Source organism: Lutibacter sp. (genome assembly GCF_041562875.1).
In the GTDB taxonomy this organism is placed as follows: domain Bacteria; phylum Bacteroidota; class Bacteroidia; order Flavobacteriales; family Flavobacteriaceae; genus Lutibacter.
In genome coordinates this window covers 1-24,809 of record NZ_JBFFOE010000042.1, presented here as the reverse complement: position 1 = coordinate 24,809, position 24,809 = coordinate 1, and the positions used below count along the sequence as shown (strand labels likewise).

Annotated in this window: 28 protein-coding genes and 1 pseudogene; 6 read left to right on the top strand and 23 right to left on the bottom strand. The window is 28.9% G+C overall.

Annotated elements, in window-relative coordinates; all coding sequences use genetic code 11:
- The 15 genes from ABY863_RS07760 to ABY863_RS07690 form a co-directional block, all read right to left on the bottom strand.
- A partial coding sequence (locus ABY863_RS07760) for a hypothetical protein (RefSeq protein WP_372793694.1) occupies window positions 1-204 on the bottom strand: 204 nt, incomplete at its 3' end.
- Between the two features lie 96 nt (window positions 205-300).
- Window positions 301-591 carry a YtxH domain-containing protein gene (locus tag ABY863_RS07755; protein ID WP_372793693.1) on the bottom strand — a complete coding sequence of 97 codons (291 nt, stop codon included), beginning with the start codon at window positions 589-591 and terminating at the stop codon, window positions 301-303.
- Between the two features lie 57 nt (window positions 592-648).
- On the bottom strand, window positions 649-804 hold the full coding sequence (locus ABY863_RS07750; protein WP_372793692.1) for a lmo0937 family membrane protein: 156 nt from the start codon (window positions 802-804) through the stop codon (window positions 649-651).
- A 38-nt stretch (window positions 805-842) separates the two neighbouring features.
- Window positions 843-1,271, bottom strand: a complete 429-nt coding sequence (locus tag ABY863_RS07745; protein ID WP_372793691.1) for a hypothetical protein — start codon at window positions 1,269-1,271, stop codon at window positions 843-845.
- Window positions 1,272-1,324: 53 nt separating this feature from the next.
- Window positions 1,325-1,513 (bottom strand): general stress protein CsbD, encoded by a 189-nt coding sequence (locus ABY863_RS07740; RefSeq protein WP_372793690.1) that lies wholly within the window; start codon window positions 1,511-1,513, stop codon window positions 1,325-1,327.
- A 332-nt stretch (window positions 1,514-1,845) separates the two neighbouring features.
- On the bottom strand, window positions 1,846-3,546 hold the full coding sequence (locus tag ABY863_RS07735; RefSeq protein ID WP_372793689.1) for an ice-binding family protein: 1,701 nt from the start codon (window positions 3,544-3,546) through the stop codon (window positions 1,846-1,848).
- Window positions 3,547-3,950: 404 nt separating this feature from the next.
- Entirely contained in the window at window positions 3,951-4,166 is a 216-nt protein-coding gene (locus ABY863_RS07730; protein WP_372793688.1) for a hypothetical protein, read from the bottom strand.
- A gap of 123 nt (window positions 4,167-4,289) precedes the next feature.
- Window positions 4,290-4,484 carry a hypothetical protein gene (locus tag ABY863_RS07725; protein WP_372793687.1) on the bottom strand — a complete coding sequence of 65 codons (195 nt, stop codon included), beginning with the start codon at window positions 4,482-4,484 and terminating at the stop codon, window positions 4,290-4,292.
- Window positions 4,485-4,525: 41 nt separating this feature from the next.
- Window positions 4,526-4,951: a bacteriohemerythrin gene (locus ABY863_RS07720; RefSeq protein WP_372793686.1), complete on the bottom strand. Its 426-nt coding sequence runs from the start codon at window positions 4,949-4,951 to the stop codon at window positions 4,526-4,528.
- 174 nt (window positions 4,952-5,125) lie between these two features.
- Window positions 5,126-5,629, bottom strand: a complete 504-nt coding sequence (locus ABY863_RS07715; protein ID WP_372793685.1) for a hypothetical protein — start codon at window positions 5,627-5,629, stop codon at window positions 5,126-5,128.
- A 389-nt stretch (window positions 5,630-6,018) separates the two neighbouring features.
- Complete coding sequence (locus tag ABY863_RS07710; protein WP_372793684.1) at window positions 6,019-6,453, bottom strand: response regulator; 435 nt, start codon at window positions 6,451-6,453, stop codon at window positions 6,019-6,021.
- Window positions 6,453-10,148: a PAS domain S-box protein gene (locus ABY863_RS07705; RefSeq protein ID WP_372793683.1), complete on the bottom strand. Its 3,696-nt coding sequence runs from the start codon at window positions 10,146-10,148 to the stop codon at window positions 6,453-6,455. Before ABY863_RS07705 ends, ABY863_RS07710 begins: the two co-directional genes overlap by 1 nt.
- Window positions 10,149-10,203: 55 nt before the next feature.
- A complete protein-coding gene (locus ABY863_RS07700) occupies window positions 10,204-10,764 on the bottom strand; it encodes a helix-turn-helix domain-containing protein (protein WP_372793695.1) in 561 nt (186 codons plus the stop codon).
- 385 nt (window positions 10,765-11,149) lie between these two features.
- On the bottom strand, window positions 11,150-11,596 hold the full coding sequence (locus tag ABY863_RS07695; RefSeq protein WP_372793682.1) for a hypothetical protein: 447 nt from the start codon (window positions 11,594-11,596) through the stop codon (window positions 11,150-11,152).
- A 208-nt stretch (window positions 11,597-11,804) separates the two neighbouring features.
- The gene (locus ABY863_RS07690; RefSeq protein ID WP_372793681.1) at window positions 11,805-12,233 is read right to left on the bottom strand and encodes a hypothetical protein; all 429 of its coding nucleotides are present in this window, start codon (window positions 12,231-12,233) and stop codon (window positions 11,805-11,807) included.
- 249 nt (window positions 12,234-12,482) lie between these two features.
- On the opposite strand from ABY863_RS07690, the gene ABY863_RS07685 reads away from it, so the two are divergent.
- The 3 genes from ABY863_RS07685 (at window position 12,483) to ABY863_RS07675 (ending at window position 15,290) form a co-directional block, all read left to right on the top strand.
- On the top strand, window positions 12,483-13,343 hold the full coding sequence (locus ABY863_RS07685; RefSeq protein WP_372793680.1) for a flagellar motor protein MotB: 861 nt from the start codon (window positions 12,483-12,485) through the stop codon (window positions 13,341-13,343).
- A 17-nt stretch (window positions 13,344-13,360) separates the two neighbouring features.
- Window positions 13,361-14,383, top strand: a complete 1,023-nt coding sequence (locus ABY863_RS07680) for a S1C family serine protease (RefSeq protein ID WP_372793679.1) — start codon at window positions 13,361-13,363, stop codon at window positions 14,381-14,383.
- Between the two features lie 103 nt (window positions 14,384-14,486).
- Entirely contained in the window at window positions 14,487-15,290 is an 804-nt protein-coding gene (locus tag ABY863_RS07675; protein ID WP_372793678.1) for a patatin-like phospholipase family protein, read from the top strand.
- A 106-nt stretch (window positions 15,291-15,396) separates the two neighbouring features.
- Here the strand turns inward: ABY863_RS07675 and ABY863_RS07670 are convergent, their stop codons facing one another.
- The 5 genes from ABY863_RS07670 to ABY863_RS07650 form a co-directional block, all read right to left on the bottom strand.
- Complete coding sequence (locus ABY863_RS07670) at window positions 15,397-15,837, bottom strand: Hsp20/alpha crystallin family protein (RefSeq protein WP_372793677.1); 441 nt, start codon at window positions 15,835-15,837, stop codon at window positions 15,397-15,399.
- Window positions 15,838-16,852: 1,015 nt separating this feature from the next.
- Window positions 16,853-17,242 (bottom strand): hypothetical protein, encoded by a 390-nt coding sequence (locus ABY863_RS07665; protein WP_372793676.1) that lies wholly within the window; start codon window positions 17,240-17,242, stop codon window positions 16,853-16,855.
- A 17-nt stretch (window positions 17,243-17,259) separates the two neighbouring features.
- Entirely contained in the window at window positions 17,260-18,099 is an 840-nt protein-coding gene (locus ABY863_RS07660; protein WP_372793675.1) for a universal stress protein, read from the bottom strand.
- A 96-nt stretch (window positions 18,100-18,195) separates the two neighbouring features.
- A complete protein-coding gene (locus ABY863_RS07655; RefSeq protein ID WP_372793674.1) occupies window positions 18,196-19,251 on the bottom strand; it encodes a response regulator in 1,056 nt (351 codons plus the stop codon).
- The gene (locus tag ABY863_RS07650) at window positions 19,248-20,492 is read right to left on the bottom strand and encodes an ATP-binding protein (RefSeq protein WP_372793673.1); all 1,245 of its coding nucleotides are present in this window, start codon (window positions 20,490-20,492) and stop codon (window positions 19,248-19,250) included. The genes ABY863_RS07655 and ABY863_RS07650 overlap by 4 nt, the downstream gene beginning before the upstream one ends.
- Before the next feature lie 190 nt (window positions 20,493-20,682).
- Here ABY863_RS07650 and ABY863_RS07645 point away from each other — a divergent pair, with 190 nt between their 5' ends.
- From ABY863_RS07645 to ABY863_RS07635, 3 genes are all read left to right on the top strand, one after another.
- A complete protein-coding gene (locus tag ABY863_RS07645) occupies window positions 20,683-21,273 on the top strand; it encodes a CDP-alcohol phosphatidyltransferase family protein (RefSeq protein WP_372793672.1) in 591 nt (196 codons plus the stop codon).
- A 51-nt stretch (window positions 21,274-21,324) separates the two neighbouring features.
- Window positions 21,325-22,500, top strand: coding sequence for a metallophosphoesterase (locus ABY863_RS07640; protein ID WP_372793671.1), 1,176 nt, complete (start codon window positions 21,325-21,327; stop codon window positions 22,498-22,500).
- 117 nt (window positions 22,501-22,617) lie between these two features.
- Window positions 22,618-23,547 (top strand): L,D-transpeptidase, encoded by a 930-nt coding sequence (locus tag ABY863_RS07635; protein WP_372793670.1) that lies wholly within the window; start codon window positions 22,618-22,620, stop codon window positions 23,545-23,547.
- A 27-nt stretch (window positions 23,548-23,574) separates the two neighbouring features.
- On the opposite strand, the gene ABY863_RS07630 is transcribed toward ABY863_RS07635, so the two are convergent.
- The 3 genes and pseudogenes from ABY863_RS07630 to ABY863_RS07620 all read right to left on the bottom strand — a co-directional run.
- On the bottom strand, window positions 23,575-24,063 hold the full coding sequence (locus ABY863_RS07630) for a hypothetical protein (protein WP_372793669.1): 489 nt from the start codon (window positions 24,061-24,063) through the stop codon (window positions 23,575-23,577).
- 90 nt (window positions 24,064-24,153) lie between these two features.
- Entirely contained in the window at window positions 24,154-24,531 is a 378-nt protein-coding gene (locus ABY863_RS07625) for a hypothetical protein (RefSeq protein ID WP_372793668.1), read from the bottom strand.
- Between the two features lie 77 nt (window positions 24,532-24,608).
- A pseudogene (locus tag ABY863_RS07620) lies at window positions 24,609-24,809 on the bottom strand (MCE family protein); the annotation flags it as partial.

The following is a 24,809-nucleotide window of genomic DNA, read 5'->3' as shown; positions in this document are numbered from 1 at the left end:
TTCACCCAACAACAGTGCAATTCCTAGGTTAAAAACCAGTGTAAACAAGGTAATTATCAAAATAACCACCAATCTTGATATTAATGAGGGTACTACAATTATGGTTGTTTTTAATAATTTTAGTTTAGAAAGCTCATAGGTTGTTTTACCGTATGCTTCAACTTTTTCAAATAATGATTCAATTAAACTATCCGGGTAATTCATTTTATATAGCTTTTATATTGTTAACCATGTTATATAAAAAGGGTGTTTTAAAAAGTATCATATTGCTTTAAAACACCCTTAACTTATTAAATTTTGTTATTCCTTTTTTGATTTAACAGTATCGGTTACTTTTTCTGCCATTTCTTCTGCTTTGTTTTTGGCTTTTTTAACTGTTTCATCTGTATCTTCTTTTACATTTTCATATTTTTCTTTAATGTTTTCAAAGATTTCTTGTAATTTTTCCTTTAATTCATCAGCATAATCATCTCCTTTTTTTACGATTTTTTTTCGTGTTTTAACTCCTTTATCGGGTGCGAATAAAATACCCAATGTAGCTCCAGCGGCTGCTCCTGCTAATACGCCTAATAAAATTTTACCATTCCCCATAATTTGATGTTTTAATTGATGTTTATTATTTTGTCTTTTAGTTTTTTGTTAATGATTTTAAAGAATTTTTCTTCCTTGAATAATTCTAAATATTACTGCTATAAGAGCTATTACTATTAAGATATGTATTAAGCCTCCTAAATTGTAACCTAAGAATCCAATTGCCCAAAGAATAACTAAAATTACTGCGATGGTATAAAGTAAATTTCCCATAATTTTTAATTTATTGTTGTTGTATTTATTGATTATTATTAGTTGAAAAAGTTTCCAAATGCTGTTCCAAGTTCATCCATATCCTTACCAAATTCTACTTTGAAATTTTCCCACTGCTCTTTACTTTCAGCTTTAAAAGTGTCAATTTTCTTTTTTAAATCACTATTCTTTTGTTCTAGAACAGTAATTTCCTTTGCGTAAGCAATTTGAGCGTCTTTTTTCTCAAGTGCTATTCTCGCTTTAAATTCCATGATACTTTTGTTGTTAGTAGCAATTTTATCTTCCGTTTCTTTACGGTATTTTTCAACATCAGCTAAATATTCCTGATTAGCATTATATAGGTCTTCATTGGCTTGTTGCACATTTTTTTCTGCATTATCTACCTTTTCGGCAGAAGTATTACAACTTGTTAAGATTGCGCCTGTTATAAACGTGAAGGCAGCCAGTATTAAAATTGATTTTTTCATATTGATAGTTTTTAATTGGTTATATTTAATAAAAATGAGATGATCTGCTAAAATTATAATTGAGAAATGAGTTTTTGTATTTCCTCTTTTGTTTTACCAAGTCTAATTTGAAGCCTTATTAACATTTCATTTTGTTTACCTTCTGTGAGTAGCAAATCACTGTCTGTTAGCATGGCAAATTTTTGTTTTAATTTCACTTTTGTCTCGTCCCAGTTTCCTTTTAATTTAGTTAACTTTTTCATAATTCTCTTAATCTTTTTAGTGAATTTATTTTTACACAGCAAAGGTGAGGCTCTTTACTATTTAAGGTATTACATAACTTTTTAAATAAGTTGCATAATTCACACTTTAACTACAATTAAAGTGTGAATGCAAATTTGTTTTTATACTAAAAAGCCTACAATTTTTTTGTTAATTGAATAAAAAAAATGGTTATAGTAATGGTTAATTATTTATTACTATAGAAGTGAAGCATTGTTATAGTATAGGTCTGATAAGTTCATTAGTTAAGCCCATACAAAACAAAATAAGCCATCTGAAAAGATGGCTTATTTTTAGGTTTAATAGTTTAGACTTAATTTGGGCCAACAACAGTATTGGTGTCAAGAATAACAGCGGTTCCTGCTAAAGCTCTTCCTTTGAATGTTGCACTAGTTTGAAAAGTAATACCTGTCCATGACAATATAATACCTTCAAAATGAGATGTAGCTCCAAATACGGCTTCACCAGCTACTTGCCAGAAAATATTTTTAGCTTGTGCACCTCCTGCAAGTGTAACTTTTACATTTGCACTTATGTTAAGGTTATCTGAAATCTGGAAAATCCAGACATCGTTTGGTCCACCAGAAATAGTCACATCAGTTGGTAAAGTAACCGAACTTGTGAATTTATACAAGCCAGGGGTAAGTGTTTTACCACCAAGATTTCCAGTTCCCAAATTAAGAAAATCAGCTGTAGGACGGCCAGCTGCATCTGTGTAAGCTGTAATCATATTTTCAACAGCTGTTGTAAGGTTGATAGGAGTTGGGTCAGCCATGTTGGCTGCATATACTTTTCCTGTAATTTTCGGGTCTGTTGCATATCCAGTAAAATCTGTTAATTCAAACCCTGTTATATATGATGTAGCTGCCGGACTTAATCCTAAATCTCCTGTAATATCTGAATATGGGACGTTAGTAATAGCTGTTTTGGCAAGAATCACATAATTACCTGCTGTTCCAAGATTTACAATTGCCTGATTTGCTGAGGCAATTATTGTTGTGAAACTCCATTCTATGTCAGATGCTAATGCATTGCCAGCTATATCTTTTGCTCCATTCGTAATCAAAACAGTATATATTGTATTGGCAGCCAACGCATTTGTTGGATTGAATATTGCGGTTTTCCCAGAATAACTTATTGCGCCTGGTATAACGGTATTTCCTTGTTTAAATGTGAATGTAGAAGCATTGATTGTTGATGCATCCATTATCTTATTAAAAATAACTGAAATTAAAGCGACGCGTTCAACATTTGTAGCATTGTTAAGTGGAGATATTGAATTTATTAGAGGCGCTTCTTCAGTAGAAAAACTCCATTCTTTATCAGCAGCAAGTGCATTTCCAGCTAAATCTTTTGCGTCTTTTGTTAGCAAAGCAATATATGTAGTACCCGCATCCATTACATTTGTAGGTGTAAATGTTGCTGTTGTTCCAGTATAATTTACTGTACCAGGTACTACTGTATTTCCTTGTTTTAAGGTAAATGTTAAATCATTAATTGTTGTGGCATCCATTTTCTCACTGAAGTCTACTGCAATTAACTTGTTTTGTGCAACATTGGTGTCATTGTCAAGAGGGAATGTTGAATTTATAATTGGTAAAGTATTGTCAGGCACAACTACAGTTGTAAAACTATAGGTATAATTATTTTCCAATGCTTCGCCTATAGTATTCTTAATTCCAGTTGAAATTGTAACAGTATAAGTAGTGTTTTGTTTAAGAGGCACAGAAGGCACGAAGGATGCAGTTGAACCGGTGTAAGAAACTGTTCCTGCAATGTTAGTGTCTCCTTGTTTTACAGTAAATGTTGATGTATTTATTGTTGAAGGATTCATAGTATCACTAAAAGTAGCGGTAATGATTGCTGAGAGTGCTACATTCGTTGCGTTGTCTGCAGGTTCATTAATACTTACAGTTGGTGAAGGACTAACGTTGGTGTTCTCATCTTCTGAGCATCCAGCCAGTAAAACAACCGCTGCCATTGCAAAGGTTGATAAAATAGTTTTAAATTTCATATTAGGGTATATTAGTTATTGTGTAAAATTATCACAGAGTAAAGGTGCGTCAATTTATGATTTTATATGTTACACAACTTTAGCTATAAGTTACATTATTCACACATTAAATAAATTTAATCCGAACGACTTACTTGATTTATCAACTAATTATGAGAAGCGCTACACAATTTTTAGAATCAAATTATGTAATTCACATATTTTGATCCTTAACTACTAAAATGCTTTAGGCTATAGAAATTGTATGAAATATCTCAAATTGAAAGAAATACGAATGAAAGCTTTTACTAAATAAAACAGCATAACTTTTTTAAAAAGTTATGCTGTTTTTAAAATATATAAAATGCATTGTTTTTTATTACCAGTAAGATTTGGTATTTAAAAATTTTACACTTATTTGTTGTCTATTTTTTTTTGTTCATAGTAACGATTACAATTCCTCCAACCAACAATATTACACCAATAATTGGCGACCATTGCACTGGATGATTTTCTTCAACACTTATTTCCATCGGACCGAAGTCAACTACTTTTTCAGTGGTTGCATAATTGAAACCAGTATAAATAATCATTAGTATTCCTAATATAACAACTACAATTCCTAAAGTTTTTGTTTTCATGATTTTATATTTTTTTAAGATTTAAATTTACGAGATTAAATATTAATAGATATTTTATATTTTTTTATCAATTTTTATAGCTGCTGTATAGCTAACTATTAGCTTGTTGTGCAGGAAATTGATTTATGCTTCGTCTTTTGTTTTGCTTATTAGGTTAATACCTGCAGTAAAAAACACGATACCTAGTATGCCAAAAACAACCAATGTTTTAATGGCGTAGTTGCTATTGGAACTATTTACAAATAAAATGGCAGTATAAATAAGACCACCAATTCCAAGGGCGGTAAGTAATGCACCAAAGATTCTTTTTAAATTCATTTTTTTGGTTTTAAGATTTGTTATAGAATAAAATTTCAATATTAATAAGTTGAAGCAGATTCAATTTCGTTCTTATATTTTTCATATTTATCATCGTGAGTCAATATATGATTTGTCCACCAATTTTCTATAAACGAAATAATCTCTTTAGGATCTGGGGGATTATTGTTTGATAAATTAACATTAAACATCGCAACTTTGTAAATATAATCTCTATGATAGCTTTTATGTTCACTTAGTAATGGATATGACATTTTCCTCATATATTCCTCTTCCTTTTTAAAGTGATTTAAACTATAATCTGTCATTTTTGTAAGAATTTCAGCAAATTCTTCTCTGTCTTTTTTATATTCAATTAATTCAACCAAATTGTTGAAAATATCGAGTAATTTATTGTGATCATAATCTACATCTTCGTTACCAATTGATAACTTATGTGTCCAAACTATTTTTTTTACATTGTCCATAATAATGAAATTTTAATTAAATTTTCATCAAATGTGTCCCAACTACATTTATCAAATTCAATATTAGTATAACACGCTTCACTGTCTTTTTATGAAACGGTAAAAAAAACATTGGAAATTTAGGCTGTTGACCAGACTAAATAACCAATGTTTTTGTCTTTAATTATTTAGCTGTTAGAATTGGAATTTAAGTCCTAATGCAATATCAGAACCATAATTATTTTTGTAATAACCATTCCCACCAAATTCAGGTCTGAAATCTAAAGAGATTAACAATGGAATATCAAAATTATACTCAATTCCTATGTCACCTGCGGCAAATGCAAATGTATCGCTATAATGCTCCTGGTTATAATCATAACCATAAGTACCTACTCCACCACCTACACCAACATACCAGTTGAAACCACTATCGATGTTCATTACCCATTGGTATAAAGCAGCTAACTTGATAGCATCATCATCATAACCGTTATTATTGAAGTCTTTTCTGTTTCTCCAGCCTAAATCAAGTTCAAGTCTATTGTTGCCTCCCAAAGCTCTTTGGTAAGTGATTTCAGTTCCGAAACCACCACTGTCTCCTAAGCGTAAACCTAATGCATTTTTAGAGATTTCTTGAGCTTGTGTGGTAAATGCTAATCCAATTAGAATAATTCCAGATAAAATTAATTTTTTCATTTTTTTTTAAATTTTAAATTTATTTCTTGCTTTTTATTGCCCTTCTCAATTAACCTAACAGTTATCAGATTTGTTTAACCAAGCAAGCCGTTTTTAAAGTGGGTTCTGATCTCCACTATTTTTTATACTTTATGCAAATTTTTATCAAATAAATCACTGCTTAAACTACGGTGTAAAGTTGAGTAATTTCGGCAAGCTGTGTGTTACATAATTTCAGAAAGAAGTTATATAATTCACACATTACACAAATTGAATATACTTATAAAACACAAAAGCCCATTTAAATTAGAAACGGACTCTTGTGTTTTATAAGTAGGGTTATTATTGTTGTAAATGTAATATTTTCGGCATTTGGAATAGTATAGACGGGCACTATTTATTATTGACCATTACATTCTTTCCATATACCAGTTCAATTGTTTTTCAATTTTTTTGAATTCGAAGATGGCGGTAATAATTTTTTGAAGACGCATAAATGCTGTTTCGCTTTTTACCACATAATCAAATGCACCATGATGCATACAACTTATGGCAATGTCAATTTTATCTTGTGATGATAACATGACCACAGGAATAGTTGGATTTGCGGCTTTAATTTTGTCTAAAGTTTCTATTCCGTTCATTGCGTTTTTGTTTACACCATCCAAGTAATAATCCAATATAATTATATCTGGGTTATGTGATAAGTTTGCTATGCACAATTCACCTGTTGGGTAAGTTTCTATATCAAAATCTCCATGTTCTAGAAATTCAATTTCCATTAATTTTAAATATAAGGCATCATCATCAACCAGGAAAAGTTTTATTTTATTCTCGTTAGCCATTATTTATTATTTTTAAATATATTAAAATCTTCTTCTAATTCACTGCATGCCTGCATACAAATTTCTTCAAGCTTTAGTACCATTTCTGATATGTTATTTGTTTGTTGTTGCGTGCTTGCATATTCCTGAATTTCTCTTGCCATTTTTTCATAATCGGCACTAATCCCCATAATTGAAAAGGAAGGAATCATTTTATGGACGGTTGCCTGCAATAATTTCCAATCTTTATCAAATAAACTTTGTTTCATGGTGCCAATTAAAGGTGGCGTTTGTTCCAAATAAAGCGAAATCATTTCCATCATTAATACCCTATTGGATTTGGTTCGTTCATTTAAATAATTTAAGTTGGTACATTTAATTTTTACAATTTTAGCCAATTCTCGTACATCGGGTTCTATTGTAACTGATGACTTTTTCAAAAATCCTACCATTTTGCTGTACAATAACCTGTCATCAACAGGCTTTGCTATGTAATCATTCATACCAACAGCTTTACATTTAGCTAAATCAACAGTTGTAACATCAGCTGTTAAAGCGATGATTGGAACCTTGGATTTCATTTTGTTCCTAATGTATTCAGTAGCTTCAAATCCGTTCATTTCCGGCATCTGTAAATCCATCAATATAAGATCGTATATTTTGGTTTCCATTTTTTCAATGGCTATTTTTCCATTGCCTGCAATATCACATTCAAATCCAAAATCGTCCAATATTGTTCTCATAAGTAATTGATTAAGCGGAATGTCCTCAACTACCAATACTTTTGTATTTTTTATATCAGTATCTAATTCCATAAATTGCGATTCAGTTTCAACTTCAGCTTTTGTTTTTAGAAAACTTAATATAAAGAAAAAAGTAGAGCCTTCATTAACTTTACTTGTTACACGTATGCTTCCTCCTTGTGGTTCTATTAATTGTTTAACAATAGCTAAACCCAATCCAGTCCCTCCATACAAACGCGATGTGCCACTTGATGCCTGTTGAAAGTTTTCAAAAATACTTTCTATTTTATTTTCCGGTATTCCAATTCCAGTATCAGAAACGAAAAATTCGACAGTCACTTCTTTATCATCTTCCGAAAGTAATTTGGCACCTACCGTGATTTTTCCTTTTGTAGTAAACTTAACTGCATTACTTACCAAATTCATGATAATTTGGTGTAATCTTACAGGGTCTCCAACCAAAACTCCAGGTATTCTATCGTCGTATTCTTTTACTAATTTTAAATTCTTTTCTCGAATTTTGGTTTCGAACAAATGAAGCATCGCCGATATGGATAAAGACATTTTAAACGGTATTTGTTCAAATGTCATTTTTCCTGCATCTACTTTTGCCAAATCAAGGATATCGTTGATAAGCACAATGAGTGCATCTCCACTTATTTTTATAGCTTTTAAATATTCTTTTTGTTTTGCAGTCAACGCTGTTTTCAACACCACTTTTGTGAAGCCGATAATTGCGTTCATTGGAGTACGAATTTCATGACTCATATTCGACAAAAATTGCTGTTTCGCTTTCATAGCATTTTCTGCAATTATGGTCGCTTTTTCAGCCTTAATTTTTGCGTCTTCAGCAATAGCTGTTGCCATTTCTGCAAATATTATAGCTTCGTTTAATTCTGTTGCAATCCTTTTTTGCTCAGTAACATCTCTGGCCACAATAACAATGCCATCAACATTTCCATCATCATCTTTATAAACGGATCCGTTAAATAATACATCGGTAAGCTTGCCGTTTTTATGGCGAAGCGTCAATGGAGAATTGGTAACAGAACCATTTGCGAATACATCTTGATATACAGCTCGCGCTTTTTGAGGTTCGGTAAAATAATCTAAAAATTCAGTATCTGTCAATTCTTCCCGTGTTAGCCCAGTAATATTTGTTAAAGCCTCATTCATATCTGTAATCTTACCTGCTCGGCTAATGGTAACTAAAGGGTCAAGGCTCGCTTCAATAAGACTTAAAGAATATTGAGAATCTAATTTTATATCTAGATTTGAAGCTTCAAGTTCTTTATTTGTTATTCCTTGCTTTATGGCCTCAATGTTTTGTAAAGCAAGTTCTTCATTAGCAAGAACCAACTCGGCGGCTCTTTTTTCTTTTACCTTTGTTTGAAACACGAGTTCTTCGTTAGCAATAACCAACTCAGCTGCTCGTTTCTCTTTCTCTTTATTTTGGAAAGCAAGTTCTTCATTTGCTATGACTAACTCAGCAGCACGTTTTTCTTTTACTTTATTTTGATATTCAAGTTTTCCGTTGGCAATCACCAATTCAGCAGCACGTTTTTCTTTTTCATTATTTTGAAAGGCCAGTTCTTGATTGGCAATAACTAGTTCTGCCGACCGTTTTTCTTTCTCATTATTTTGAAATGCCAGTTCTTCGTTGGCAATAACTAGCTCAGCTGCCCTTTTTTCTTTTTCATCGTTTTGAAATGCCAGTTCTTCATTGGCAATCACCAATTCAGCTGCTCGTTTTTCTTTTACTTCATTTTGAAATGCCAGTTCTTCATTGGCAATCACTAATTCAGCTGCCCTTTTTTCTTTTTCATCATTTTGAAAAGCAAGTTCTTTATTGGCAATAGCCAACTCTTCTGCCCGTTTTCCCTTCTCATCGTTTTGAAAGGCCAATTCTTTGTTGGCAATAACTAACTCTTCTGCCCGTTTTCCTTTTTCGTCGTTTTGAAAAGCCAGTTCTTTATTGGCAATAGCCAATTCATCTGCCCTTTTTCCTTTTTCATCGTTTTGAAAAGCCAATTCTTTGTTGGCTATGGCCAATTCATCTGCCCGTTTTTCTTTTTCATCGTTTTGAAAAGCCAATTCTTTGTTGGCAATGGCCAACTCATCTGCCCGTTTTCCTTTCTCATTGTTTTGAAAAGCCAATTCTTCGTTGGCAATGATTAACTCTTCTGCCCTTTTTCCTTTCTCCTTATTTTGAAATGCCAGTTCTACATTGGCTTTTCTTAAATCTTTTGCCCATTTTTGTTCAGTAACATCTCGGGCTGCCGCAAAAACGCCAAGAACATTTCCGGCATCATCTTTATAAATGGAAGCATTGTAGGACACATCCGTTAATTTTCCGTTTGTATGTTTAATTGTTAGTGGATAATCTACCACAAAACCTTTCTTAAAAACCTTAAGATAACCTTCTTGTGCTTTTTTTGGATCTGTAAAATAATCAGAGAAGTTAGTATTTATCAATTTTTTTCTAGAAACACCTGTAACTTTTATAGATGCTTCGTTAACATCCGTAATCTTTCCTTCAGGACTAATGGTAACTAAGGGATCTAAACTTGCTTCAATCAAACTACGGGCATATTGTGAAGATTGTTTTTGCTCCGTAATATCTCTGGCTGCCGCAAAAACTCCAAGTACATTGCCTTTGTTATCTTTGTAAACTGAAGCATTGTATAAGACATCTGTAAGGTTGCCATTTTTATGTTTTATTGTTAGCGGATAATCTGACACAAAACCTTTTTCAAAAACCTGACGATAACCTTCCTGTGCTTTTTTTGAATCCGTAAAATAATCAGAGAAGTTCGTATTTATAAGTTTTTTTCTTGAAATCCCAGTTGCTTTTATGGATGCCTCGTTAACGTCTGTTATCTTTCCTTCCAAGCTAATGGTAACAAATGGATCTAAGCTTGCTTCTATTAAGCTTCTAGCGTAATTTGTATTTTTGATTGTTTGTGATTCCATTTATGTTTTTATAGCTTTATAAAAGTGGGTGATTTTAATTGTTGCTTTAAGCATTTTACTCATCGCTAATCTGGTTTCCAATTTCTTCAATCGGACTTCTTCTTTTATTTTTCATTTTTTTAAAATGGGAAGGGGAGAGCCCTGTAACTTTTTTAAACTGATTGGATAAATGCGCCACACTGCTGTAGTTCATTTTCCAGGCAATTTCTGTAATGTTTAATTCCCCATAAATAATTAATTCTTTGATGCGTTCAATTTTATGGACAATTATGAATTGCTCAATAGTGGTTCCTTGTACTTCTGAAAATAAATTTGCCAGATAGGTGTAATCATGATTTAATTTTTCACTTAAAAAATCTGAAAAATTTATTTTAATGGCTTCTTCTGAATGGTGAACCATTTCAATAATCACATTTTTTATTTTTTCAATCAACATGGCCCTTTTGTCATCCATCAATTCCAACCCAGAATTGAAAAGCTCTAATTTTAGGTGGAAACGCTGCTCCTCATTTATATTTTCCATGATGTCAACTTCACCTAAATCTACCACAACAAAATGAAGTTTAAGTTTTCTTAGAGCATCTTTCACCGCCATTTTACAACGGTTGCTCACCATGTATTTAATGTATAGTTTCAAATTTTGAATATTTTTTTACAAGGTACGCTAAAGACTTCATAATGGTACTTTTTTTATTAAACATAAATTTTTAGACTAAGATACTTACACTTAAATACTTCTAAAATAAGCAAAAATACTTATCCTAAATTAGTTGGGTCATCATTTTTTTTTACATGCTTAAAACAGGTATATATATATACCTGTTTTATAATTATCGCTATTACTTAGCATTTTTAATGCTGTTAATGAGAAAAGACGTTGGCGTTTATTATTTCGGGATTTTCATTCAAATAAACACCGTCATCTTTATATGTCACAATCAATCAAAAAATTATTAAAATTATAAATATTGTTTTAGGATAGATTGTTTTTTATGTTAAGTCTAATGGTTTTTGCCTTTATGTTTACTGTTGGATTTACCCTTAGATTTATTGTTTCCGTTTCCGGGTCTGCTGCCGTTTGTATTTTGATGCTCACCGCGATATCCTTTAGCATATTTTCTTTTATGCTCTTTATAATAAGTGTAAGGAGCTTTTCCACGATAATCTGACATCACTACTTTATAGCCATTATACAAATCGTAATTTCTATATTTTTTTGGAAGTTGTTTCCTGTGAACCCAAGAGTTTCCTGAGTAATAAATAAAATTAGAAGATTGCACATCATAATAAGCTTCTACATCAGGTAAGTAGTAATAACGCACATTTGAATAACCTGAAGGACCCCATTGTGGAGGCGTTCCAATGTTTAAATTTACAGAAAGTTGCGCCTGAGCTTCACTTGCGAAAATTAATCCGATACCTAGTATTAAATATTTTAATGCTTTCATATTTTTATGTTTTACATTGTTAATGTACTCTTTAAAAGAGATATACAAAGTTGCGGACATTAAAGCATAAATGTGTTACATAACTTTAGACAAAAGTTGTATAATTCACACATTTATTTTGTTGTTTGATCGTTGAATTGAGGAATCGCGGAATCATTTAGTAATAACTACCAACTGCGACTGAAAACTGAAAACTTTTTTAAATTGCTTAATTCCCTTGCATAATAGCTTTAAACCAATCACAAATTTGAATGTTTTTTGTAGTTTTTCCTTTTTCAACTTTAAAAATCAGTAAAGAATGGTCATTGCATTCAACGGTCAGTCCGCAAGGAACTGCGTGGGTGTAGCCGCCGTTTGCAATTGATGTTTCATTGTTAAGGTCGGTTGAAACTTCCTGAACCGTGTAAGCAAATGCTATATAATTTCCTTCCGGTATTTTTTTAAATTTAAAAGGCTTCTGATTTTCTTTAATGTCCAAAGAATATATTTTACTAGTTTCCTGGTTTTTCAGATAAACGTTCATTGCAGGAATATAGTCTGAAGGATAGCATACATTTCCTCTAACAGTTCCGCTTGTACTGCTGCAACTTGACAATAAAATTACCGATAAAAACAAAAGTATAAAAGGGGTTTTCATTGTTATAAAATTTAGTATTGAAATGTATTATTTTTTTGTTAAATGTACTCAATTAAACGAGACGTAAATTTATTTGTGCCCTTAATTTTATAACTTTATCTAAAAGCGAAAACACCCTTCATTTAATTGTAAAAATTCAAAAAAAGTAATAAATATCATACTTTGAATTGACCTACATCATTTTATACTTGTGAAAATATACGTCTCTTTGTATCAATGAGATACGTTTGAATTAATTAAATATTTAATATGATGAAAGCTTTAAAATTTATAGTGCTTATTATTTTAGCGCTGTTAACATCTTGTGTTAGTCAGAAAAAATATACCGATTTACAAAATCAATCTAATCGTTATGAGAATAGTCTAAAATTATGTGAAAACAATCAAATAATTTTGGAAACTAATTTAGCCAACGAAATAAATAAAGTAAATAAATTAGAAAATCAATTAGATTACTTTAAAAGTACCAATACCAACTTATTAGAACGCCTTTCAGATCTATCTGTAGTTAGCAAAGCCGGTGCAGAAAGCATTAAAAAATCGTTGGAGGCATTAAATGAACAAAATATTTACATTAAAAATTTAACGTCTTCAATGCAAAGAAAAGATTCATTGAATTTGGTATTAGTAATGAATTTAAAAAGATCTTTAGCTGATTTTGATGATGAGGATATCGCTATTGAAGTAAAAAAAGGTGTGGTTTATGTTTCTATTTCAGATAAAATGCTGTTTAAATCAGGTAGCTATAAGATTAGTGAACGAGCAAAAAATGTAATTGGTAAAATAGCCAAAATTATTAATGATCATAACCAGTTAGATATTTTGGTAGAAGGACATACGGATAATGTTCCTATTTCCACAGAATGTATGTTAGATAATTGGGATTTAAGTGTAAAAAGAGCAACTTCAGTTGTTCGGTTAATGCAAACTGAATTTGGAGTACAACCTGAAAGAATGACAGCAGGTGGAAGATCAGAATACATTTCAAAAGAAACAAATGAAACTAGCGAAGGACGAGCAATTAACAGAAGAACTGAGATTATTATTTTACCTAAACTTGATCAATTTTTTAATTTGTTAGAACCTCCAAAAGTTACTGTTAGTGAATAACTTTTAAAGTTGATATAATGAAAACTATAACATTTATTATCATTGTTTTAATTAGTGTTTCTGGTTGTGGACAAAACATTAGCCAATTGTACGAAAAAACCAATGAAGCTGTAGTTTTAATAAAAACTTCAAAACCAGAAATTATGGGTCAAGGTTACCCAAAATTGTTAGTAAATGTAAATGGAATTGGTTCAGGTTTTGTTATCTCTGAAGATGGTGAAATTATGACAGCATCCCATGTAGTTCAAACAGCCGAGAATATAATTGTGAAATTTTCTGATGGAGAAGAAATTTTTGCTAGGGTATTATATTCTTACCCTTCAGCTGATGTGGCTTTAATTAAGCTAATTTCACCTAAAAGTACACCTTTAAAAACTGTTAAATTAAGTAATTCAGATGAAGTTAAAATTGGAGATCAAATTTTTGTAATTGGAGCCCCTTTTGGTTTAGGCCATTCACTTACTGTTGGTTATGTTAGTGGAAAGTATACCAGAAAACATATTGAAAGTGGTTTTGTATCTACAGAATTTATACAAACCGATGCTGCTATTAATAAAGGAAGTTCAGGTGCTCCAATGTTTAATATGAAAGGAGAAGTAATAGGTGTGTCCAGTTTTATTTTAAGTAATTCTGATGGTTTTCAAGGTTTGGGTTTTGCCGCTACTTCTAATATTGCGTATAAATTATTGTGTGAAGATAAAGCTATTTGGACAGGTATTGAATCTTATTTAATCTCAGATTATTTAGCAGAAATATTTAATTTACCTCAAAAATCTGGATTACTCATACAAAAAGTAGCAAGTCTCTCTTTAGGTGATTATTTAGGTTTAAAAGGAGGTGAATACAAAATGAGTATTGAAGGAGAAGAATTAATAGTAGGAGGAGATATATTACTTTCCTTAGAAAATATTCCTTTAACAAACGAAGATAATTTACATAAATCTTGGTTATTAATGCAACAATTAAAGTCTGGAGATTCTTTAAAAATTAAAATTTTAAGAAAAGGGAAAATTATAGAAATTACTAGAGCTATTCCCTAAAGCGAAGAAATTACACAACTTTTAGTGACAGAATGATTTATAATAAAAAGATATAAAAGGTGTAAATATCTTTTAGATATTTAATTTAATACATATACTAAAAATGAATACTGGTTTAGTACTTTCAGGTGGAGGGGTTAGAGGTATTGCACACATTGGTGTTATAAAAGCTTTGGAAGAAAATAATATTCATCCAAATTTTATAGCAGGTACAAGTGCCGGAGCTGTTGTAGGGGCACTATATGCAGGTGGTTGTAGCTGGAAAGAAATACTTAATTTTTTTGATAAGCTAGATTTATTTACAATAAGTAAATACGCCATAAATAAACCAGGTTTTATAGATACAGAAAAATTTTACAATAACTTTAAACCGTTTTTGCCATTAGATGATTTTAAAATGCTCAAAAAAAAATTGTTCATTACGGCAACTAATTTATTAGATGGTACCTTAAAAGTATTTACTGAGGGTGAATTAATTAAACCAATTTTGGCTTCTGCAGCTTTCCCGGGAGTATTTACACCTATAAAAATTGATAATACGTACTATATAGATGGAGGTACCATAAATAATTTTCCAGTAGAACTTATTTCAATGCATTGTGATCAAATAATTGGCGTATATGTAAATCCTTTTGAAGAAGTTGAAAATGATTATTTTAAACATTCTTATACTATTTTAGAACGTGCTTTAAGTATAAAATCAGCAAATGATTCTTTTTCAAAATTTGATACTTGTGATTTATTAATTACACCAAAAGAATTAGGTAATTATGGAACATTTCATATGAAACATGCAACTGAAATATTTGACTTAGGTTATAAGGAAGCGATTGAAACTTTTAAAGGAGAAAATGGTATTCAATTTTTAATTAAATATAATAACCCTACAGAAGTAAAATATTCATAATATAATTTTAAAGAATTATCTATAAAAATAGTATTTATTAAAAAAATAGCTTGGGAAAACCCAAGCCATTTTTTAATAAATGTTAGCAATTCCCCTTTTTTATAAGTTAAGAAATCTCAATTACTTTTGGTTTTAACTTTTTAGCTTCTTCTTTTTTGGCTATGCTAAATTTTAAAATTCCATTATCATATTTAGCTTTTATTTTTTCTCCAGAAACGCTTTCAGGTAATTGCAAAGATCTTTCAAAAGAAGAGTAACTAAATTCTTTGCGAGTGTAGTTTTCATCCTTTTCTTCTTTAGACTCTTCTCTTTTAGCTGTAATATTTAAACAGCCATCATCAATAGTAACTTCAAAGTCTTTTTTGTTATAGCCTGGCGCAGCTAATTCAATTTCAAATTCATCTTTTTTTTCTTTAATGTTTAAGGCAGGTTCATTAATTTTTTTTAACCAAAATCTATCATTAAATAAATTATTGGTGTTAAAATCTAAAAAATCTGGTGCTAACAAATTTTCTAATGGGCTTTTTCTAAATTTTACTAGTGACATAGTTTTATGGTTTTAAATTAGACATTATTTATAGTATCAAATTTATTTTGAAAACAAGTCTTATGAAATGATATCTCTCATTTTGAAGTATGATAGTATTCAGTTCCAACCCAAAGTGCAGATTTAATTAAATTGGTTTAAAAAGATACTTTTTAAGTAAAGTGCATACATAAAAACAGGAAGCCTTGGCTTCCTGTTTTCTGAAAAATTTAAAAAAATTTATTAAATTAAAATAATTTCTTATGTCATTTCCTATGAAACAAAACTAAAACTATTTTGAATCAATAAACATCATTAAATTCTTCATTTTAACCTTTGCTATTTTTCAATAACACCGGTTTATTTTTTAGAAACAGGAAGTTTCACCTTCCTGTTTCTTGAAGAATTTAAAAAAAACTTATCAAGTTTAAAATAATTTCTTATGTCATTTCCTATGAAATAAAACTAAAATTATTTTGAATCAATAAACAATTTTTAAGTTCTTCATTTGAACCATCATTATTTTTCAATAACAATGGTTTGTTTTTTAGAAACAGGAAGTCGAAACTTCCTGTTTCACGAAAAGGTTAAATTTGATTTATCACTTTCAAATAATCTTTCATATTGATAATTATCGCTAAAACAATACTAAAACTATTTTAAGTTAATAAACATCATTAAACTCTCCATTTAAACCTATGCTATTTTTCAATAACAACGGTTTATTTTTTTAGAAACAGGAAGTTTTACCTTCCTGTTTCATTATGAAAGGGTTTTTGTAACTTTTTGATATTGAAATAATTTTTTAAGAATTTTTACAACTAAAAATTAGTATAAAATTAAACCACCAGAAAGTATCTAAACCGCTTCATTATAATCTGAATTGTTACTAAACAGTGCAGATTACTATTTTAAAGATATTTTGTAAGCTATTAAATCAAAGAACTTTTATTTTAGAATGTAAAATTATGCGCTTTTTTAAAATTTTAAAATGATAAGCATCATTATAGCATATGATTGTTATCATTTTGGTTAATTAAAATATTACAATTCCATAACCCATATTTAGTAAGAAAATTCCTACTAAAAAAAGTAGCATATAAATTAGTTGGACAAATTTAATATTAATATAATCAAACCATTTGATGGCTCTTTTTGGAATAATAAATAAGATTAATCCTTCAAATAGAGCAACCCATCCAATAAGAGTTATAATAAGTCTCCAATCTCCTTCCCAAATATTATGAAATAAAATATTTAACAAACCAATAATAATTGCCATAAAGGATGCGAGAATAGTAAATTTTTCATCACTTAAATCTTTAATTATTTGCAATATTCGTTTTGGGTTAAAACTTAATATTAAAAAGAAAATTATTAAATACCAACCCCAAAACTTTGCTAAAAAAACAGATATATTTTCCATAATGATACATTTAATATTTATTCATGCAACACTAAAAAAGGAGTTTCAATGTGGTAACTAATTTCTTCAACAGTTGGTTTGAATAAAATTCGTTGAAAAAGGTTTAAATTTTTTGCAACCATTATAATCATATTAATATCTCTACTTTCAATAAAGCATTGCACACCTTCTTCTATATTTTTATTTGTAATTCTATGAAAGCTATGTTTTTCATCCATAAAAAAGTTGCTTAAAAATTCTTTATTCTCTAGTTGGGAATCTGTAAGTACTTCATCTTTTTTAGCTACATGCAATATTCTGATAGTAGCATCATACATTTTAGCTAACTCAGTAATACTATCTAAAATTTTTGGTTGGTAAAAAATATTATAATCTGTTGGGAAAGCAATTTCTTTAGGAATAGTATACACTGCTTTTTCAGGAACTATTAGTACGGGGTGTTTTACTTTTGTAATTAAATCTCCCGTATTACTACCCACAATTACTTCACTTAAACCAGAAGCACCTTTGGTTCCCATAATAATAAGATCTATATTTTTTTCTTCAATATGTGTTTTTACAGCACTTATAAAACTATCATAACTTGAAAGTGTATAGAAATGATGTTTAGAGTTTTTAGGTAGTTTATTAATTTTTTGCATTAATTTGTTTAATGCATCTTTTGCTTGCTCTAAAATTGTTTTTTCAAGAATATCTGATGTAGGTATTATTGGGTAATCTCCAGTGGTATAATAAGGGATTAATGTGACGTGTAATAAATAAAAATTGCAAGTAGTTTTTTTGTAAAGTTCTAAAGCGTATTTTATGGCATTCCACGAATTTTCTGAAAAGTCGGTTGGAAGTAATACATTTTTCATTGGACTAATTAAATTAATGTTATATTCAAAATTAGTCTTGATAATTCTAGTTTGAAATGATATATATCAATTGAATAAATAATCTTAAAAATAAGGTTAATTAACTTTTTTTAATTTATCCATATTTAATATTTTAATATTTCTACCTTCTAAATCAATAATACCTTCTCTTTTGAAATCGGAAATAGTTCTTATAAAAGTTTCAGTTGCAATACCTGCAATACTTGCAAGATCGCTTCTTGATATATGAATACTTTCACCTTGCCGGACACTAATTTTTTCAGTAAATTGTAAAATGGTATTTGCTGTTTTTTTACGTACAGAACTATATGCCATTTCAATTAAATTTTCTTTTATTTCTGTTACACTATCAGAAAGGTGGTCTATTAATTGAAGTGTTACTTCATGATTATTAAGCAAAATATTTTTTAATTCATTTTTTGCGAGTCGTAAAATCTTTGTGTTCTCAATTGCCGTAGCTGTTTCTTGATAAGGAATATTATGCGAAAATGATGTGATGCCAAAAAAATCATCATCTTTATGCAATGCTGTAATTAGTTCTTTTCCTTGTGTGTCACTTTTATAGGTTTTTACAACACCTGAATGCACTAAATAAACAAAATTTGAGTTTCCGCCTTCATTATAAATAATTTCACCTGGATTAAAGGAATATTCTTCAAAAGTCTCAATGAAATAATTTTTAAGATGGTCTAATGTTTTTAGTTGGTCTACAATAGTTGTTTCATTAGTGCTAAATTCTTTTGTTTTAGTATCTTTGAGAATAGCAACTTTTGCCAATCTACTTTCAATAGCACTAAATAATTCAGATTCGTCAAAGGGCTTTGTAATATAATCATCAGCGCCTAAATTCATTCCTTTTCTAATGTCTTCATGGCTAATTTTTGCAGATATAAAAATAAATGGAATATGTTTGGTGTCTTCTTCTTTTGAAAGAATTTGAAGCACGCCATACCCATTTAATTCAGGCATCATAATATCACAAATAATAATATTGGGCAAATGTTTTTTAGCTTCAGCAACTCCAATTTTACCATTTGATGCGGTAATTACAGTGTAATTTGCTAGTTCTAACAGTTCTGCTGTATTTTCCCTAACAAAAAGATCATCTTCTATTAATAAAATCTTTTTCATAATTTTTTATTTAATGGTAATTTAATAATAAATATAGATCCTTTATGTTCTATGCTTTCAAAAGTAATGGAACCTCCTAAGTTTTCTAAATGGGATTTTACAATATTTAAACCTATACCTGTTCCTTGAATATTTAGTACATTTTCAGCTCTAAAGTAACGGTTAAATATAAATTTTTGGTCATTTTTAGGTATTCCAATGCCTTCATCAATAAATTTAAAAATAGTACTCTCTGAATCCTGATAAATCTCTATGTCAATTGTGGTGTTTTCTAATGAATATTTTATGGCATTGTATAATAAATAGGATAGTATAAGTTCTAAAATTTTCTCATCTTGGTGTAATACATAATCATTAGTATCTGTAGAAATGTTAATTTTTTGTCCATTTTTTAAAAGCATATTAGCATTATAAACCACCTCATTCACAATTTTGCTTAAATTAAATGTGGTGAATTTATAATTAACATTGCTAGATTCTATACTTTCTATGGATAAGAAATCATTTAAAATATTGTTAAGATAATGTACTTTTTGTGTAATTGTTTCTATATGCTTATCTCTTTTATCTTGTTGATTGCTTAATTTATATTTATCTAATAACATAGAAGAAGTTAAAATACCGCTTAATGGTGTTTTAAACTCATGAGATACTAATGATAAAAATTTAGTTTTTAAACTGTTGAGTTCTTGCTCTTTTTGTAAGGCTTTTTTAATTTTAGCTTCACCTTCAATTCTTTTTTTTATTTCTCTTTTTAAATTAATATTAACTTCTTTTAATTGTTTAATTGTGTTTTTTAATTCGGCTGTTTTTTCTTTTATAGTTTTTTCTAATTTAGTATTGAGATTTTTAATTTTTTTGTCTGCTTCTTTACGATTTGTGATGTCAATAATTAGTGCAATAACAAATAATTTTTTATCAATTTCAAATGGATTTAAACTAATCTCTAAGGGGAATTTTTTGTTGTTTTTAGCAATTCCATATAAGTTAAGCTCATAATTTATATTTTGTATCGTTTTATTTTTTAGAAAGTTTGAAAAATGGGTTTTATGATTAGATTGGTATTTTAAAGGGACTAGTATGTTTAAATGTTGATTTACTAATTCTTCTTTCTCATAACCAAAAATTTGTTCAGCAACAGAATTGGAAGCAATTATAAGTTGTTGGTCATTAGCTATAATTGCGCCTTCAGGAATGGCTTCAAAAAGTAGGTTGAAAATATGTTGATTGCTAAAAGACATAAAATTAATTTCATGGATGAGGCAAAATTCAATACCAACATAAATATAGTTAAAAAATTGATATACAACAGTTAAAAAACGGATAAATTGATTGAATAAATTGATATTTATCACTTGAATTGTTGATTATGATTAGTAATTTTAATGAGAATTAAGTTGATAATAACATATTTGAAATACAATATTACAGATGTTGACATTTAAAAATTTTAATATTGCTGATTGGTTTTCTTTTTATAGAATTGCTGCTTCTCCATTTTTATTAATTTTAATTTGGTTAGGTGAGCGAGAGATTTTCACTTGGTTTTTATTGGTTAGTTATTGTACAGATATGATTGATGGATTTTTGGCGAGATCTTTAAAAATTACAAGTGCTAGAGGTTCACAATTAGATTCTTTTGGAGACCAAATTACATTTATAATTGGGTTAATTGGATTATTGGTTTTTAAATATGATTTTATGCAAGAAAACTATCTTTTAATATTAATTGCTTTTGTTCCTTATAGTATTCAAATGCTTCTTGCATTTAGAAAATATGGAAAAGCAACTGCTTTTCATACTTATTTAGCTAAATTATCTGCAATTATACAAGGTATATTTATACTTTGGCTATTATTTTTTAATCCCATTTATTGGTTGTTTTACACAATGATTGTGTTGGGTTTATTGGAAACAATAGAAGAAATTATACTTATTTTTATGTATGATAAATGGGTTGCAGGTGTAAAAGGTATTTATTGGGCACTTAGAGATAAACGTAGACTTGTAACTAAAAAATAATGGATCTATGCTATGCGACCCTTCTCATTTTTTAAAATTATCCTTTTATGTTTGGCAATTTTAGTTGTTGATGTTGTTACTTTCTATTGGTTATTATCTATCACTCAACTAATTACTTCGTCAGTCATTAAAAACAGTATTTATATTGCTTTCTGGGTTTTTACTATTGGACTTATTACTGGCATTATTTTATTAAAAAGTAGGTTAGCTACAATGAATACCTATCGAAAACAATGGCTCATATCTTCTTTTTACGGACTTTCAGTTTCTTCTTTTGTTCCAAAATTAATTTTTGCATCAGTAGTTTCAATATTATATTTTACAAATTATGTATTTTCTGAGAAGGAATCATTAATTATAATTTCAATTATTGGTTTGTTTTCAGGTTTTCTTCCATTTTTTATTATTGTGTATGGTATTTTTAGAACACTTTACAGATTTAAAATCCGTTATTTAAAAATTAAATTTGAAGGATTACCTAAAAATTTTGAAGGGCTTCGAATTATTCATATATCAGATCTTCATTTGGGTAGCTTTAACTTTCGTTATCATATTTTAGATAGAGCTATAAAATTGATTAATAATGTAGCACCAGATTTTATTTTTTTTACAGGAGATTTGGTTAATAACTATGCATGGGAATTAAAAGGTTGGGATAAAGTATTAAAACAATTATCGGCTAAAAAGGGTAAATATGCAGTTTTAGGAAATCATGATTATGGAGATTATAGTAAATGGAAATCTTTAAAAATGAAGAAATCTAATTTTGAACTGATTAAGTATTTTTATAAAAAAATAGATTTTAAATTATTATTAAATGAAGCTGATATTGTTGAAATTGATGGAGAAAAGATTGCTATTTTAGGAGTTGAAAATTGGGGAAATCCTCCATTTAAACAATATGGCGATTTGCAAAAATCATTAAAGAATGTTGATAATATTCCTTTTAAAATATTGTTGTCTCATGACCCATCTCATTGGAAGGAAGAAGTAGTTGAAAGTACAAATATTGCATTAACTCTTTCTGGTCATACACACGGAATGCAAGCAGGCATTGATTTAAAAAATAAAAATTGGAGTCCCATTCAATATAAATACAAGCATTGGGCTGGATTGTATAAAAATCACAAACAATGTTTATATGTAACCCGAGGTTTGGGTTGGATTGGATTCCCAGGAAGATTAGGAATGCGCCCTGAGATTACATTTATTGAGCTTTATAAATAATTTTAAATAAAATTAGTATTTAGTAGAAATTACTTTATGAAAATTATTATTGATAACGGTCATACCATACATAAATTATAATCTTTAAATTAATATAGTTTTAAATTTTATCTTAAAATGTTACGTTTTAATTTTTTTTTAAAAAGTTTTAGTGTTGTTATACTATTCGTTTTTTTAGTATTTGATACGCATAAAAATGGTGAAGTAAATTATAATAACCAAAAAATAATTTTTAGTAAAAACTCTTTAAATATTATTTCAGTTTTAAAAAATGTGAAGGTAAAAGATTATTTTCGTTATATTGATTCTCTTGTAAATTTGCACAATTTAAAAGCTAATTATACGATAACTGAACATATTTTGGTACGTGCTAACCATTGGATAATTGACACATTAGAGAATACAGATTATTATAGAATGATAAAAAAAGACTCTTTTGTGTACAACCAAAAAGAAATGATTGTGTTACCTAAAGGAAGTAACATCTCAATTCCAGATTCAACAGCAACTTCTAATATTCTGAATGCAATGCATAAAACAATGGTAGCTATTAATATCCCTGAATTTAAGCTTCGTATTTTCCAAGACTCAATGCTTCTTTATGAATTTCCGATAAGAGTAGGCAGAAATGAAAAAAAATATTTAAAAATGGGAAACAGAGTCACAGATTTAAAAACCATTACAGGAAATGGGAAAATTGTAAATCACAACAAGAACCCTAATTATTACAATCCAGTAAATGGTCGCCAATATTATTTAACAAGAAGAGATGATTATAAAGTTACCAAATTACCTCAAATACCTTTTATTGAAACTGAAATTGAAGGCATTAGAAACGGGCAATTAATACATCCAACAACGAACCCCAATACACTAAATAAATCATATTCTAATGGATGTATTGGGACTAGTGAGGCTGATGCTTGGATTATTTATTATTATGCACCAATTGGTACAAAAATTAACATTTCATACAATTTAAATAGTACAAACGAAAATGGAGAAACGGTTATGTTAAAAGATATTTATGGTTATAATTTAGAGTAGTATTGTTAAAAATAGCAATAAGTAAGATTAAAATCCCACTTTATTTTTTATGATAGGTATTTCCCATTGAATCATCTTTTTTAAAAACTCATCTACTTTTTCAATAATTAGTTTTTCATCAATATTTTCAGGAGTATAAATTACCAAACCGTCATCACTAGAAGAATCACTACTATTTTCAAGAATTGGAAATAGCATAAATATGTTTACATCTCCACTGTAAGATTGAGAGAAAATTAATGCACCTCCCTGAATAAACTGATAAGTAGGTATTTGATTGGTTTTTTCAATTAAATCTGGAGGAAAAGAATCAAATGTTATATTTACAGCTTCATTAGTATTAATCCAACTAAGTTCCTGAACTCGCCAGCCAATATCATATTTTTCTACAATTGAGTTTAATGTTTTTAGCAATAAATTTTTTGTTTTAGTTTTCCAAATAATTTTTTTCTCTACAACAGCTTCAATAGATCTTTTATAATCATTTATGTGTTCTTCTAAATGCTCAATTTTCATGTTACATTTTTTAAATTTGTACTCATTTAATAAAAGTGGCAGTTGTGAATTGGGATATTATAATTATTTACATTTAAAAAAGTTAAGTGTTTAATAGGATCTTCTACTGTTAAGGTTTTTTCGTTTTGTAGTGGTTTCACTATGATACTTTCTAATATTATCACCATAATAATCATTAATCCTAATTTTTCTGCTTCGTTTTAAATCATAACCTTTAAATCTGGCAGGCAATGCATTAACTGTAATCCAAGCTCCATTATCTAAATAGATATAATTTCTAAGCGATAAATCATAATAAAATTGGTAATCAGGGAAGTACATATAGCGTACATTTTCAACTCTGTTTGGATAAAACCATGGTGGAGGAGGCGTTCCTAGTCTTGAAGAAAAAACTACAGGACCACAACTTTCAAGTATTAAAAATAGGATACTTAAAAGTAAAATTGGTAAGAAATTAAACTTTTTCATCTCTTTAGTATTTAGTGTATACAATTTACCATTATGTAAAAATGATTGAAATGATTTATATCAATTGTGATTTATATTTAATTTTTCTTTTTTGCATCCTTAGCCTTTTGTCTTTCTAATTTTTTAAAGTAACCTCTAAATAGAAAGTTATGTTTTAAAGCTTCTAAGTTTTCGTTTAAACGAATACTTCCTTCTTTTATGTTTTTAACTGTTTCATCTATATCTTTTACAAGTATGGTATCATTAATCATATAATTTAAAGTTCCTTCTCCATTTTT